13 protein-coding genes are annotated in these 12,596 nt (G+C 50.3%); all 13 read right to left on the reverse strand.

Annotation, left to right across the window (positions count from 1 at the left end; all coding sequences use genetic code 11):
• Positions 1-28 precede the first annotated feature (28 nt).
• The 13 genes from ACOJTG_RS07245 to ACOJTG_RS07305 all read right to left on the reverse strand — a co-directional run bounded on the left by ACOJTG_RS07245 (position 29) and on the right by ACOJTG_RS07305 (position 12,412).
• Positions 29-907 (reverse strand): phosphatase PAP2 family protein, encoded by an 879-nt coding sequence (locus ACOJTG_RS07245; RefSeq protein WP_420153191.1) that lies wholly within the window; start codon positions 905-907, stop codon positions 29-31.
• Between the two features lie 16 nt (positions 908-923).
• On the reverse strand, positions 924-2,258 hold the full coding sequence (gene argH, locus ACOJTG_RS07250; RefSeq protein WP_420153192.1) for an argininosuccinate lyase: 1,335 nt from the start codon (positions 2,256-2,258) through the stop codon (positions 924-926).
• 156 nt (positions 2,259-2,414) lie between these two features.
• A complete protein-coding gene (locus ACOJTG_RS07255) occupies positions 2,415-2,930 on the reverse strand; it encodes an NADH-quinone oxidoreductase subunit J (protein WP_420153193.1) in 516 nt (171 codons plus the stop codon).
• A 37-nt stretch (positions 2,931-2,967) separates the two neighbouring features.
• Positions 2,968-3,486, reverse strand: coding sequence for a NuoI/complex I 23 kDa subunit family protein (locus tag ACOJTG_RS07260; RefSeq protein WP_094810138.1), 519 nt, complete (start codon positions 3,484-3,486; stop codon positions 2,968-2,970).
• 106 nt (positions 3,487-3,592) lie between these two features.
• Positions 3,593-4,741: an NADH-quinone oxidoreductase subunit NuoH gene (nuoH, locus tag ACOJTG_RS07265; protein WP_094810140.1), complete on the reverse strand. Its 1,149-nt coding sequence runs from the start codon at positions 4,739-4,741 to the stop codon at positions 3,593-3,595.
• A 126-nt stretch (positions 4,742-4,867) separates the two neighbouring features.
• Positions 4,868-5,968, reverse strand: a complete 1,101-nt coding sequence (locus ACOJTG_RS07270; RefSeq protein WP_420153194.1) for a 2Fe-2S iron-sulfur cluster-binding protein — start codon at positions 5,966-5,968, stop codon at positions 4,868-4,870.
• 72 nt (positions 5,969-6,040) lie between these two features.
• Positions 6,041-7,384 (reverse strand): NADH-quinone oxidoreductase subunit NuoF, encoded by a 1,344-nt coding sequence (gene nuoF / locus ACOJTG_RS07275; protein WP_420153195.1) that lies wholly within the window; start codon positions 7,382-7,384, stop codon positions 6,041-6,043.
• Positions 7,385-7,473: 89 nt separating this feature from the next.
• Positions 7,474-7,971, reverse strand: coding sequence for an NADH-quinone oxidoreductase subunit NuoE (gene nuoE / locus ACOJTG_RS07280; RefSeq protein WP_420153196.1), 498 nt, complete (start codon positions 7,969-7,971; stop codon positions 7,474-7,476).
• 6 nt (positions 7,972-7,977) lie between these two features.
• A complete protein-coding gene (nuoD, locus tag ACOJTG_RS07285; protein WP_420153197.1) occupies positions 7,978-9,288 on the reverse strand; it encodes an NADH dehydrogenase (quinone) subunit D in 1,311 nt (436 codons plus the stop codon).
• Between the two features lie 45 nt (positions 9,289-9,333).
• On the reverse strand, positions 9,334-9,834 hold the full coding sequence (locus ACOJTG_RS07290; RefSeq protein ID WP_420153198.1) for an NADH-quinone oxidoreductase subunit C: 501 nt from the start codon (positions 9,832-9,834) through the stop codon (positions 9,334-9,336).
• A gap of 32 nt (positions 9,835-9,866) precedes the next feature.
• Entirely contained in the window at positions 9,867-10,424 is a 558-nt protein-coding gene (locus ACOJTG_RS07295; RefSeq protein WP_420153199.1) for an NADH-quinone oxidoreductase subunit B, read from the reverse strand.
• A 42-nt stretch (positions 10,425-10,466) separates the two neighbouring features.
• Positions 10,467-10,862, reverse strand: coding sequence for an NADH-quinone oxidoreductase subunit A (locus ACOJTG_RS07300; protein WP_420153200.1), 396 nt, complete (start codon positions 10,860-10,862; stop codon positions 10,467-10,469).
• 182 nt (positions 10,863-11,044) lie between these two features.
• Positions 11,045-12,412, reverse strand: a complete 1,368-nt coding sequence (locus ACOJTG_RS07305) for a neutral/alkaline non-lysosomal ceramidase N-terminal domain-containing protein (protein ID WP_420153201.1) — start codon at positions 12,410-12,412, stop codon at positions 11,045-11,047.
• Positions 12,413-12,596 lie beyond the last annotated feature (184 nt).

Genomic DNA, 12,596 nt, shown 5'->3' on the forward strand with positions numbered 1-12,596 from the left:
AAGATTAATGCCATAAGTTTAATTACTGTTAAAACCGCAACGTAGCTCCCTGACCGTTAAAATCCAGGGCTACTTTTGAACGCTTTTTCAGCGGATGTTCGGGATGGCGGCGGACGATGGTTTTGGAGATAAAATGGCCCATGGCCGCTCCAACGAGCAAATCCGAGAACCAGTGAGCATTCGCATTCAGGCGTGATAAGCACGTGAGCGTTGCCAGCGAATAGGAAATGATCGGTACGGCTTTGATGTCCTTAAATTCTTCCGCAATGACCGTCGCCAAGGCAAAAGACGTCTGAGCGTGACCACTCGGGAAGGAATGGAAGGGCGGATACTGCGGACCCGCCCATTCGTGCGGACGAGCACCATCCCAGGGCCGTTTTCGTCCGGCCGCGAGTTTTACCACTTGTCCGAGTACACCATTGATAAGCTGACTTTCCAGAATCAACAGACCGACACGAGTCGTTTTGTCATTATGGAAAATCTGACCGTGTAGGAAGACCAACCCCGAAGTAATCCACAAGTACCGTCCATTCCCCAAAGGATCTACTATTTCAGAAGCCGCATTGGTAAAATGCGATTTGTGTACCTGGGAGAACTTCTGGATTCTGCCGTCTGCAAAGGCGTACGACAAAGCCGCCACGCCGATAATAGTCCCGGCTTTGGCCCAGTCCTGACCCTTCCAGCGAAAGGGACTCGTCACCACCGCTTTGGTGTCGTACCAGTAGCTTTTGACGTAAGTCCAGTTCGGTTTTACTGGCTCGTACCGGCGGGCGGAGTCTTCCGAGAGCGGAAGCACTACTGCCTGCGTTAGCGAATCCGTTTGCAAACTATCGCCGCTGATCTGGGCGTAGGCACCTGCCGAAGTAAGCAGCCAGAAAAGAAGGAGCAGATACGGTGGAAGTTTCATAAGTAAAAGCGTAAAATTACTGAATGAGAGCTTCCAAGGCGGTTCGTACGCGTTCAAAGCCAAAGCCCTGCAACTGAGCATCCATCAAAGCCGTAATCTGCTCGTTGGCCGGATTGCCGATGCTGCCCAGGTGCGTATGCTTCAGATCCCGGGAAGCCGCATATGAACCCTCGCCAATTTCCTTGCCCACCTGACGGTAGGCATCCCGGAAGGGTACGCCTTCGATCACCAGTTCGTTTACCCGCTCTACGCTGAAAAGCAGGTCGTATTTTTTGTCTTCCAGCAGATCCGTTTTCACCTGAATGTTTTCCAGCATGTAAGCCGTAATATCCAGACAATCCAGAATTTCCTCGATGGCAGGCATCAAGATTTCCTTGAGCAACTGCATATCCCGGTGATACCCCGAAGGTAGGTTACTCAGAACCAGCGTTACTTCCATCGACAGTGCTTTCAACCGGTTTGTTTTCCCGCGTAACAGCTCAGCCACATCCGGATTTTTCTTGTGCGGCATGATACTACTGCCCGTCGTCAGAGCATCGGGAAGCGTCAGAAAAGCGAAGTTCTGCGAATTGTACAGACACACATCCATCGCCAGTCGGGAAAGCGTCTGAGCCAGATTGGCGATGGCCGTTAGGGCCATCCACTCCGTTTTACCACGACTCATCTGAGCGTACACGACGTTGTAATGTAAGCCTTCAAATCCCAGTAAATCAGTCGTCAGTTGGCGATCCAGCGGAAAGGAAGAGCCGTACCCCGCTCCGCTGCCCAGCGGGTTGCGGTTGGCAAAACGGTACGCGGTCTGGAGTAAAGCTACATCATCCGTCAGTGATTCGGCGTAAGCCCCAAACCACAGTCCGAATGACGAAGGCATGGCAATCTGAAGGTGCGTATAGCCCGGTAACAGATCGTTTTTATGCTGTTCAGATCGTTGGATCAGTACGTCGAAAACGCGTTTGGTTTCCTTGGTAATCAGTTCCAGCCGGTCCCGGGTGAAGAGTTTCAAATCCACCAGTACCTGATCATTCCGACTGCGGCCCGAGTGAATTTTCTTTCCTACGTCGCCAAGCTTTCGCGTCAGCATCAGCTCTACCTGCGAATGGACGTCTTCAATACCGTCTTCAATCTCAAAATTTCCGGCCTGAATCTGAGCGTAAATTTCCTTCAGTTCCTGTTCAAGGTCTGCCAGTTCCTGCTGCTCTAGCAGATTCACCGAGGCCAGCATTCGGGCGTGAGCCAGGTTGCCCAGTACATCGAAAGGGGCGAGGTACAGGTCCATTTCCCGATCCCGACCTACGGTAAATTTTTCTATTTTTTCAGAAGTCGAAACGCCTTCTTTTTGCCACAATTTCATGCGTAATGCTGGAATGTTTAGCGGTCAAGACTTTCAGTCTTAACGTATTGTCTAGTAAGGAATCGCAAAAAACCGAAAAAGGACTGAGCAATAAAAGAAAAACCCCGTAATCCGATGGGGGTTACGAGGTCTTTAGGGAAGGGTTCCCGTATAATTTTAGAAATGCCGCTCGCCTTTTTCGCGTTTACCCAGCATGACCGCTCCAACCATGGCTACAAAAAACAGGATCGTAACCAGCTCAAATGGAAGCAGATAATCCATGAATAATGTTTCTCCGAGTACTTCTACGTAACCCGTACGAATATCAAACTTCTCGGGAGAAGGCATCGGATATTGCAGACGCCGCACCGCCATGACAATGGCTCCCAGAATAGCGATGCCTACTACAAAGGCCGCCACCTTCTGGAGATTACTCTTGGTTTCTTCCCTATACTCCCGCAGGTTCAGGAACATGACTACGAAGAGAAAGAGTACCATAATGGCTCCGGCGTAGACAATTAGATTGACTACGGCCAGAAACTGGGCATTGAGTAAGATATAGTGACAGGAAAGGCACAGAAAAGTTAAGACCAGACAAAGTACACTGTACATGGGGTTTCGGACCAGAATGACCGCCAACGCAAAGATGATGGTCAGGGCCGTCAGAAGGTACCAGATTTTATCAGCTGACATAACGTAACGAAGGATCGATTTTTAACGAATAAACAAATTACTTCCAGCCTTCCCGCAAATACCGGCTACTCATATCTTCCACCAGGCGATCTTTTCCATAAATCACCTCATCCCGGCTCATGAATACGGGTACAAACTGGTCGTGGCGAAGGTAGATGGCCTGTTTGGGGCAGGCTTCCTCGCAGAAACCGCAGAAAATACAGCGGAGCATATTGATTTCGTAAACCGCCGCGTATTTCTCTTCTCGATACAGGTTTTCTTCCCCGGCTTTCCGTTCGGCCGCTACCATCGAAATGGCTTCTGCCGGACAGGCTACCGCACAAAGGCCACAGGCGGTACAGCGTTCGCGACCAGCTTCGTCCTTTTTCAGAATGTGCTGACCCCGAAATACGGGACCCAGATACCGTTTCTGTTCGGGGTAGTTAATGGTCGGTTTTTTCTTGAAAAAGTGTTTGAGCGTAATAGCCATGCCGCCAGCAATGGCCGGAAGGTACATCCGTTCGGCCAGCGTCATTTCGCTCTTATCTATCTTCTTTGCTCGATTAGTGAGTTGCATGATCTAGTAGTTTTCAGTTGATGGTTTTCAGTTGACAGTTTATAAATTCAGTAAGAGATACGTTTGGTACTCAACAACTGAAAACAGCAAACAGTCAACGGAAAACTTATCGCACGGGTGCAGCTTCCAGAATACCTCTGGCGGCTTTGGGCTTCATGGCAGCCTGTACGGCTACGACGGCTACGATAATGACGACGGCTACCCAGCTGAACCAGCGAAGGTTGAACATCAGGCCGATACCGGTAACGATGATGTTAAGGATGGAAAGGGGGATTAAGCTCTTCCAGCCCAGATTCATGAGTTGATCATATCGGAAACGAGGCAACGTCCAGCGTACCCACATGAAGAAGAATACGAAGAATAAAGCCTTGGCGATGAAGGCAAAGAACCCAATAGCCGTGGCGATATTGTGACCCGTGGCATCATTACCCAGTGCTTCCGCGACTTTATCCATAAACGGATAGTTGAAACCACCGAAGTACAGGGCCGATACCACGCAGGACGATACGAACATGTTTACATATTCGGCAAACAGGTAAAAGCCCAGTTTCATCGACGAGTATTCCGTATGATAACCGCCAATCAGCTCGGCCTCGCATTCGGGTAAGTCGAAGGGCGTACGGTTACATTCGGCAAAGGCACAGGTCAGGAAAATAACGAAACCCAGCGGCTGAAAGAGAATATTCCAGCCTCCGCCGTGCTGAGTGTTAACGATGTCCCGAACGGATAAACTGCCCGTCATCATAATCACCGCGATGAGCGATAAACCCAGAGCCAGCTCGTAACTGATGTTTTGTGAAGCAGCCCGAATGGCTCCCAGCAGCGAGAATTTGTTGTTGGAAGCCCAACCTCCCACCATCACCCCGTAGACGCCCAGCGAAACGATACCGAACACCCAGAGAATACCAATGTTCACCTCAATACCCTGCACCTGAATTTCCTGACCGTCGATGCGGAGGGTATCCCCGAAGGGAATCACCGCCGAAGACAACAGGGCGGTCAACATCGCCAGACAGGGGCCAGCAATGAAGAGCCATTTGTTGGCTTGTGCGGGAATGAAATCTTCCTTGAAAAACATCTTTCCGGCGTCGGCAAGGGGTTGTAACAAACCACCCCAACCCGCCCGGTTCGGTCCCGGACGATCCTGCATGTAACCGGCTACTTTACGCTCGGCCCAGGTCGAATACATAGCCACAAAGAGCGAAAGCCCAAAAATGACCAGAATGATGATTGCTTTGATCCAGAATATATCCATCTTTTTTCTAGTTGATGGTTATTAGTTGACTGTTATTGGTTGAGTGATCCATTAAGGATTCTCGAGTCAATGAAGATTTTGTCATCTATACAACTTCCAACAACTAAGAACAATCAACGAACAACATTACTTATCCTCCGCCCAGTTTTGAATTGACCGTATACCTGCGACGGCGGATTCGCCTGCGGGTGGACTTAATGCTTTAAAACGTTCTTCCGGCAACTGCTTGATGTTCAGTTGGCTGGTGTCGCGTTCTTCGTGAACGTCTTTGTACTGTGAAGCCGCCAGACGACGGGCAAACTCCGGAACGATCTTGTTGGCTCCGTACTTGTTGGCGGAAATTACCGAATGACGAGCCACCTTCGTGGGCCCTTCAATGGTCCAGTCTGCGGTATTTTTGCGTTCGAATCGACAGGTATTGCAGATGAAATCCAGTACTTCGCCCCACTGGTTTTTACGAGCCGTAACCCGGATCACCTCATCGCCCCGATACCAGAGCGTGACTTTCCCTGAGCACTTTTCGCAGTCACAGTGAGCATCAACGGGCTTGGTAAACCAGACCCGGTTTTTGAAGCGGTAGGTCTTGTCCGTTAGGGCACCTACGGGACACACGTCGATCACATTTCCGGAAAAATCATTGTCAATCGCTTTTTCGATGTACGTTGAAATCTCCGCATGATCGCCGCGATTCAGTACCCCGTGTACGCGTTTGCCGGTAATCTGATCGGCCGTGAATACGCAACGATAACACAGGATGCAGCGGGTCATGTGCAACTGAATATTCGGCCCAAGATCCTGTTTTTCAAAGGTCCGGCGTTCTTCTTCGTAGCGTGTCTGCTGAACTCCGTGCTGGAAGGAAAAGTCCTGCAAGTGGCATTCCCCGGCCTGATCGCAAATGGGGCAGTCGAGGGGATGATTCAGTAACAGAAATTCAACGATGCCTTTCCGCGTTTCGAGTACTTGTTCGTTCACGGTATTTTCCACAATCATACCATCCTGAACCTGCGTAATGCAGGAAGGCACCAGCTTGGGCATGGGGCGGGGGTCTTTTTCCGAACCCGCCGTTACTTTCACCAGGCAGGCCCGACACTTACCACCCGAAGCCTTTAACGGCTCGTAGTAACACATGGCCGGCGGAGCTACTTCTGGACCAATCTTCCGGGCCGCCTGAAGAATGGTCGTACCCGGCTCGACTTCAATGGTAATATTATCAATCGTAACTTTCATGTCATTACAATTTTGAATGAATGAATGATCGAATGAGCGAATGATAGAATAACGCACTCACTCATTCCTTCATTAAACCAGTTCCATGTGGCCTTTGAATACCGCACCGGGACGCGTCGCTTCTTGCGGATTGGTAATGTGCCATTCAAATTCGTCCCGGAAATGCCGGATGGCCGAGGCGATGGGCCAGGCGGCTGCATCTCCCAGCGGACAAATAGTATTGCCTTCAATTTTCTTGGCTACATCCACCAGCAAGTCAATGTCGTGCATGGAGCCGTGGCCGTGTTCAATGCGGTGGAGGACCTTCTCCATCCAGCCCGTACCTTCGCGGCAGGGTGAACACTGACCGCAGGATTCATGGTGATAGAAACGGCTGAAATTCCAGGTATTCCGCACAATACAGGTCGTTTCGTCCATGGCAATAAATCCCCCCGAACCCATCATGGTCCCCGTAGCAAAGCCACCGTCGGCCAGGGATTCGTAGGACATCAGGCGATCTTCACCCGCAGCGGTTTTTAGTAACATCGCGGCGGGTAGAATGGGTACGGACGACCCTCCCGCTACCACCGCTTTCAAATGGTGACCGTCGCGAATACCACCGCACCATTCGTCAGAGTAGATAAATTCCTGTACGGGCAGACCCAGCGGAATTTCGTAGACGCCCGGTTTTTTGAGGTGACCGGAAGCCGAAATCAGTTTCGTGCCCGTCGAACGGCCAATTCCGATGGCCGCGTAAGCATCGCCTCCGTTATTGACAATCCAGGAAGTCGTAGAAATGGACTCGACGTTATTAACTACCGTTGGGCATTGATACAGACCCTTGACCGCAGGAAAAGGAGGTTTATTTCGGGGGTTTCCCCGTTTGCCTTCTAGCGATTCGAGCAGAGCCGTTTCTTCACCGCAGATATACGCTCCGCCACCAGGTTGTACGTAGAGTTCGAGATCGTAGCCCGAACCCAGGATATTTTTTCCGAGAAAACCGGCCGCTTTGGCCTCCGCAATGGCTTTTTCGAGAATGCGAACCACGTACATCAGCTCGCCTCGCACGTAGATGTAACTAGCATTAGCTCCCAGAGCGTAGCTGGATACAATCATGCCTTCAATCAGCAAATGCGGGATGGTTTTCATCAGCCAGTGATCCTTAAAGGTACCGGGCTCTGATTCATCGGCATTGCAAACCAGATAGCGGGGAACGCCTTCGGGTTTCGCCAGAAACGACCACTTCATACCCATCGGAAAACCCGCCCCGCCGCGACCACGAACGCCCGATTTTTTTACTTCTTCCACCACTTCGTCGGGCGTCATGGTTTTGATGGCTTTTTCTACGGCGGCATAACCTCCGTTTTTGCGGTATACATCAAAGGTCTCAATCCCCGGAAGGTGGGCGTGAGCCGTAAGGATCTTAGGAAGCGACATAATGCATAGTTTTCAGTTTTCGGTTTTCAGTTGTTCGTTTTCGATGGAGGGTGATTTTGCACGGAAAACGGCCAACTGAAGACTGAAAACTATTTCTTGAGTTCATCAATAATTTCGTCTACTTTCTCAATCGTTAGGTGCGTGTAATACTTTTCGCGAATTTGAAAGCAGGGACCCCAGCCGCAGGCGGCCAGACATTCCACGGGCTTGATCGTGAATAGCTTATCGGCCGAAGTTTCGCCGTCCTGAGCACCGATTTTCTGCTTCAAATGGGCGTAGACTTCTTCACCCCCCATCAGCATACAAGGACCGGTTCGGCAGTATTCGATGACGTGCTTGCCGACGGGTTCGAGGTGGTACATGGTGTAAAACGTCGCCACTTCGTATACTTCAATGGGCTGTATACCCAGCAATTCGGCAACATAATCCATCCCTTCCGCAGGCGTCCAGCCTTCCTGTTCCTGTAACAGGTGCAGGAGCGGGAGCAGAGCCGATTTTTGCCGGCCTTCGGGATAATGGGTTATTATTTCTTTGGCTCGTTCCAGCCGTTCCGGCGTGAATTCGATGCGAGGTTTTGTTTCAAGCATGGGAGGTTAAGCGTCTAATTCACCGGCAATTACGTTCATGCTACTCATGATAATGATGGCATCGGACAACGTAACGCCCTTGCATAATTCAGGGTAAGACTGATAAAAAATGAAGCAGGGTCGCCGCATTTTCAGTCGGTAGGGACTCCGGCCGCCGTCCGAAATCAGGTGGAAACCCAGTTCTCCATTGCCGCCTTCAACGGCATGGTACACCTCGCCCACGGGAATCGGGATTTCACCCATCACGATCTTGAAGTGATAGATGAGAGCTTCCATGTTGCGATACACTTCCTGCTTGGGGGGGAGGTAGTACTCTGGAGCATCGGCGTGGAAGGGGCCTTCGGGCAGGTTTTCTACAGCCTGCTGGATGATTTTAAAGCTCTCCCAGATTTCTCCGTTGCGTACCATGAAGCGATCGTAGGTATCGCCCGAGTAACCAACGGGAATATCAAAGTCAAAATCCTGGTAAGAAGAGTACGGACTCATCACCCGTACGTCATAATCAATGCCCGCGGCTCGCAGGTTTGGACCGCTGAAGCCATACTGAAGGGCCATTTCCTGCGATACCGGACCCACGCCCACCGTACGATCAATGAAAATACGGTTGCGATTCAGCATCTTCTCAAACTCCTGCATCACGGGTGGGAAGCTACGAATGAATTCACGGATTTTACGAATGGCTTCGTTGGATAAATCCCGCTCCATTCCCCCGAAACGACCCATATTGGTCGTCAGACGGGCTCCGCACATTTCTTCGTAGATCTCGTAAATTTCCTCGCGTTTCTGCATGACGTACAGAAAGCCCGTAAAGGCTCCGGAATCTACGCCCAGAATGGAGTTACAAATGAGGTGATCGGCAATACGGGCCAGTTCCATCATGATCACCCGGATGTACTGAGCCCGTTTAGGTACTTCAATACCGAGTAATTTCTCGACCGTCATGTGCCAGCCCATGTTGTTGATCGGACTAGAACAGTAGTTCATCCGGTCGGTCAGCGTGGTAATCTGGTACAGGGGGCGGCGTTCAGCTATTTTTTCGAAAGCCCGGTGAATGTAGCCAATCGTCGGTACGCCCGAAACGATCTTCTCACCGTCCATCGTTAGAATATTCTGGAAAATCCCGTGCGTGGAAGGGTGCGTTGGTCCAAGGTTGAGGGTGGTAAGTTCGCGACCGTCTTCCGCAATCAACGGTACACCATCCTTTAGGGCCAGGTTTCCTACCTGCGGACCCATAACGGCTGGCTGATCTCGCTGGGTTAATGTATTATTTGTGTTGGTTTCGCTCATCGGATTAGGCTTTTTAGCAGTTCGCTGCATTGAGGTCAGTGGAGTTCCAAGGGAGCATCGCCCGCGGGAATCCGCCTAGCGGCCAAAAAGGGCGTCGATTTTGTCCTGGCGGGTCGCGTCTTCCAGCGGATATTCTTTCCGCATGGGAAAGTAATCCATTTCCTCGATGTTCAGAATCCGAATCAAGTTCGGGTGACCAACAAAATTTAAACCGAAGAAATCGTACGCTTCCCGCTCCATCCAGTTAGCACTCTTATGCAGGTCAATGATCGTAGGAACGTCCGGAGCTTCGATGGGAACGAAAATCCGGATCATAATGCGATGATTGTGCGTCCAGCTGTGGAGGTGATAGACCACACTCAGCTCACCACCCGTATTATCCGGGTAGTGAATACCGGCCAAATCGGTAAGATATTGGAATTTAAACGTTGGGTGGTTATACAAATACGCAATCATGGGCTTGGCCGTCTCGACGGTCGTAAAGACACTCATGATTTCGTGATGCTCTTCAAACCCCGCAATCTTATCACCGTATTGAGCCAACAGATCGTCGGCAATTTCTTGATTACTAAGCATAAGTAGTTTTCAACGAGGGAATGAAGCCGTAGCTATTTGATAATTCCGTACGATTCGAGCAATGCTTTGTACTCGTCAGAATCCCGACGACGCAGCGGCTCGTTTTTAACGATCTCCTGTAATTGCATCACCCCATCGAGAATCTGCTCGGGTCGGGGAGGGCAACCGGGGACGTATACATCGACGGGAACAATACGGTCAATACCCTGAAGCACCGAATACGTATCGAAAATGCCGCCCGACGAAGCACAGGCTCCCACGGCAATCACCCAGCGGGGTTCAGCCATCTGAATGTACGTCTGCCGTACAATCGGAGCCATTTTCTTGGCGATGGTACCCATCACCAGCAGCATGTCGGATTGCCGGGGCGAGAAGCTCGGACGTTCCGACCCAAAGCGGGCCAGATCATACGTAGCTCCCATCGTAGCCATGAATTCAATGCCGCAGCAAGAAGTAGCAAAGGGCAAGGGCCAGAGCGAGTTGCTGCGGGCCAGAGCAATTACTTTTTCAAACGAAGTAGCAAAGAAACCCGAACCGCCGTAGCCGTCCGGAGCATCTACAATTTTGATATTATTGGGTCTATCGCTCATAGTTGGAATACTGTTCAGGGGACGCAGCACAGGGGCAAGACCTTAGTCCTGATCCCACTTCAATACGCCCTTTTTAATTACGTAATAGAAACCTGCCAGCAGCAGGAGCATAAAAACGATCATTTCCCCAAATACCAGCGTGCCTAATCCTGCGTTTCGGAACTTGAGGAAGTTGACCGCCCAGGGGTACATAAAGATGATTTCCACATCAAAAAGCACGAAAAGAATAGCCGTTAAAAAGTATTTAACGGAAATAGGAGCCCGGGCATCACCGTAAACGGGGATACCGCACTCCCAGGGATCTTCTTTTCTAAGGGTACTACTGCTTTTACGACGACCCGTAAGCAAGTGAGTCGCCAGCATTGTCATTCCGATGAATCCGGAAGCCGCAATAAATTGTACAAGGACAGGTGCAAAATCCGCGGGAAGTGAAGCCATAGGAAACGAGGTACGGGTGATTATTATAAGTAAAGTCTGAATCAGACTCGATATTAAAATTGTACTTTCTTTACTTACAAAAATCGTATTTCCCGGCGTCTTTCCCAATCTTCTGAGGATTTTAGAATCTTTCTAAATAATTTTAGATTATTCTAACCTCATTCCTGGAAATTGCTACTTTTTCACAGTTTATTTAAAAGTTTACGACCCGTTTCGACGAAATAACTACCCGTATTGGGGCCAAACCAATTCATGGCCACGCTCTCGTAGGTGTCGCGGGTCCAGTACTTGTCGGGCGTTACATAACCGATGTAATACCCATTAAAACTGGTTACGATGAGGTGCTGGTTTCGTTGTTGTACAACCTCTGAGAAGTCTGTCACTAATTCACCGGAAAAATCACATGGCATTCCCAGTAATACCGTCTGACCAATGCGTAAGGCTTTCAGATCGGCTTCGGCCTTTCCAAAGAGCCAGTTAAAGACCCACGGGCGAAGTTTCCAGCCTTTGGCAATTTGGAGCTGAGGTTGACGTAATCCCAGGGGAAGGCTGACAAATTCTAATTCGCGGGCTTTTTGAGTGGGCAAGGTCCCGTACGCTTTTTCAATGTCGCCGAGTAAAGCCCGGGCCTGGTTGTTCATTTCCTCATCGTCGGTCTGGCCTTCGGTCTTGGGCCGCATGGAGCCCACGGCTCCGGCCATGTAAGCCGCAAAATCCACCGTTTCTTTTTCCAGAGAATCCACCAGAATGCCGGGATAATCTCGCGATACTACGAGGTTTTCGTCTTTGAGCAGTGTTGCATGAGCCGCGTACGTCACCAGTAGAGCCGTTTCACCCGTAGCTTTCTTGAATTTAAGCATCCGAATGAGGCTATCAACCGTACCTTCATTTCCGACTAAACGGTTTTCAATGCGATTAGGCTCACTGATTTCTCCGTATCCTATTTCAGTAGGAGCTAGGCGTTGCGTAGCCTCCGTAATGGCTGTAATAATTTGTTTCGCCAGAAACGTTTCTACTTCGGGATTGTAGTTTCCCGCAATCAGTTCGCTACCCACGCCTGCCTGCCAGCCGCCCGCACTATTGTGGCTATGAATGGCTCCGTAGTAAATGCGATCCGCCGGGAAACCCAGATTCTTCGGCCATTGTGCCTGCACGGCGGCTACAACCGTAGGAGGGACGATGAGCAAATCGGAGGCAATCAAAGCCGTACGGGTTTTGCCGTTATCAAAGACGAAAGCCCGTACCCACAGCGAATCCCGTACACCGGTAGACACTTTGCCCCGGCGGGTGCCGTAACCCGCCAACGGGGTTGCGTAGCTGGGTGTGATGGTCGCCTTCGCCCAACCAACATTTAGGGTAGGGCCGGTAGTATCTACTCGCTGCGAAGCCAGTTGTTGATCGACGCGTTGAAAATTCTGCTGGGTTTGCTGATACGCTTCGGTAGCGGTATAGGGCGTTTCGTCAACGGTCGTCATAGTAACCGCTAAAATCAGAAGAATAAGAACAATAAGAGCCAGGGAAATCTTGGTAATGAGGCGTAGGAACTTCATGAACAATCCGTTAGAGCAAAGAAAAAACCCCACCGCTAGGGGTGGGGCAAAGATACAAAGGAACGTAGATGGACTTATTCGCCGTTGTAAATCTCGGCATTGTCCAGAATGTAGTTAAGTTCGTAGATGTCGCTGGCGTTGAGTTTGAGCGTACCCTTGAAGGTTTGTACTTCGTCCACTTTAA

It is taken from the genome of Siphonobacter sp. (genome assembly GCF_048595215.1).
Lineage (GTDB): Bacteria > Bacteroidota > Bacteroidia > Cytophagales > Spirosomataceae > Siphonobacter.

Excerpts from the sequence above, each read along its gene's own strand:
- ACOJTG_RS07270 (WP_420153194.1), bottom strand. The coding sequence starts at position 5,968 with ATGAAAGTTACGATTGATAATATTACCATTGAAGTCGAGCCGGGTACG.
- nuoF (WP_420153195.1), bottom strand. The coding sequence starts at position 7,384 with ATGTCGCTTCCTAAGATCCTTACGGCTCACGCCCACCTTCCGGGGATT.
- ACOJTG_RS07300 (WP_420153200.1), bottom strand. The coding sequence starts at position 10,862 with ATGGCTTCACTTCCCGCGGATTTTGCACCTGTCCTTGTACAATTTATT.
- ACOJTG_RS07290 (WP_420153198.1), bottom strand. The coding sequence starts at position 9,834 with ATGCTTAGTAATCAAGAAATTGCCGACGATCTGTTGGCTCAATACGGT.
- nuoH (WP_094810140.1), bottom strand. The coding sequence starts at position 4,741 with ATGGATATATTCTGGATCAAAGCAATCATCATTCTGGTCATTTTTGGG.
- ACOJTG_RS07305 (WP_420153201.1), bottom strand. The coding sequence starts at position 12,412 with ATGAAGTTCCTACGCCTCATTACCAAGATTTCCCTGGCTCTTATTGTT.
- ACOJTG_RS07245 (WP_420153191.1), bottom strand. The coding sequence starts at position 907 with ATGAAACTTCCACCGTATCTGCTCCTTCTTTTCTGGCTGCTTACTTCG.
- nuoE (WP_420153196.1), bottom strand. The coding sequence starts at position 7,971 with ATGCTTGAAACAAAACCTCGCATCGAATTCACGCCGGAACGGCTGGAA.
- ACOJTG_RS07260 (WP_094810138.1), bottom strand. The coding sequence starts at position 3,486 with ATGCAACTCACTAATCGAGCAAAGAAGATAGATAAGAGCGAAATGACG.
- nuoD (WP_420153197.1), bottom strand. The coding sequence starts at position 9,288 with ATGCAGCGAACTGCTAAAAAGCCTAATCCGATGAGCGAAACCAACACA.
- ACOJTG_RS07255 (WP_420153193.1), bottom strand. The coding sequence starts at position 2,930 with ATGTCAGCTGATAAAATCTGGTACCTTCTGACGGCCCTGACCATCATC.
- argH (WP_420153192.1), bottom strand. The coding sequence starts at position 2,258 with ATGAAATTGTGGCAAAAAGAAGGCGTTTCGACTTCTGAAAAAATAGAA.
- ACOJTG_RS07295 (WP_420153199.1), bottom strand. The coding sequence starts at position 10,424 with ATGAGCGATAGACCCAATAATATCAAAATTGTAGATGCTCCGGACGGC.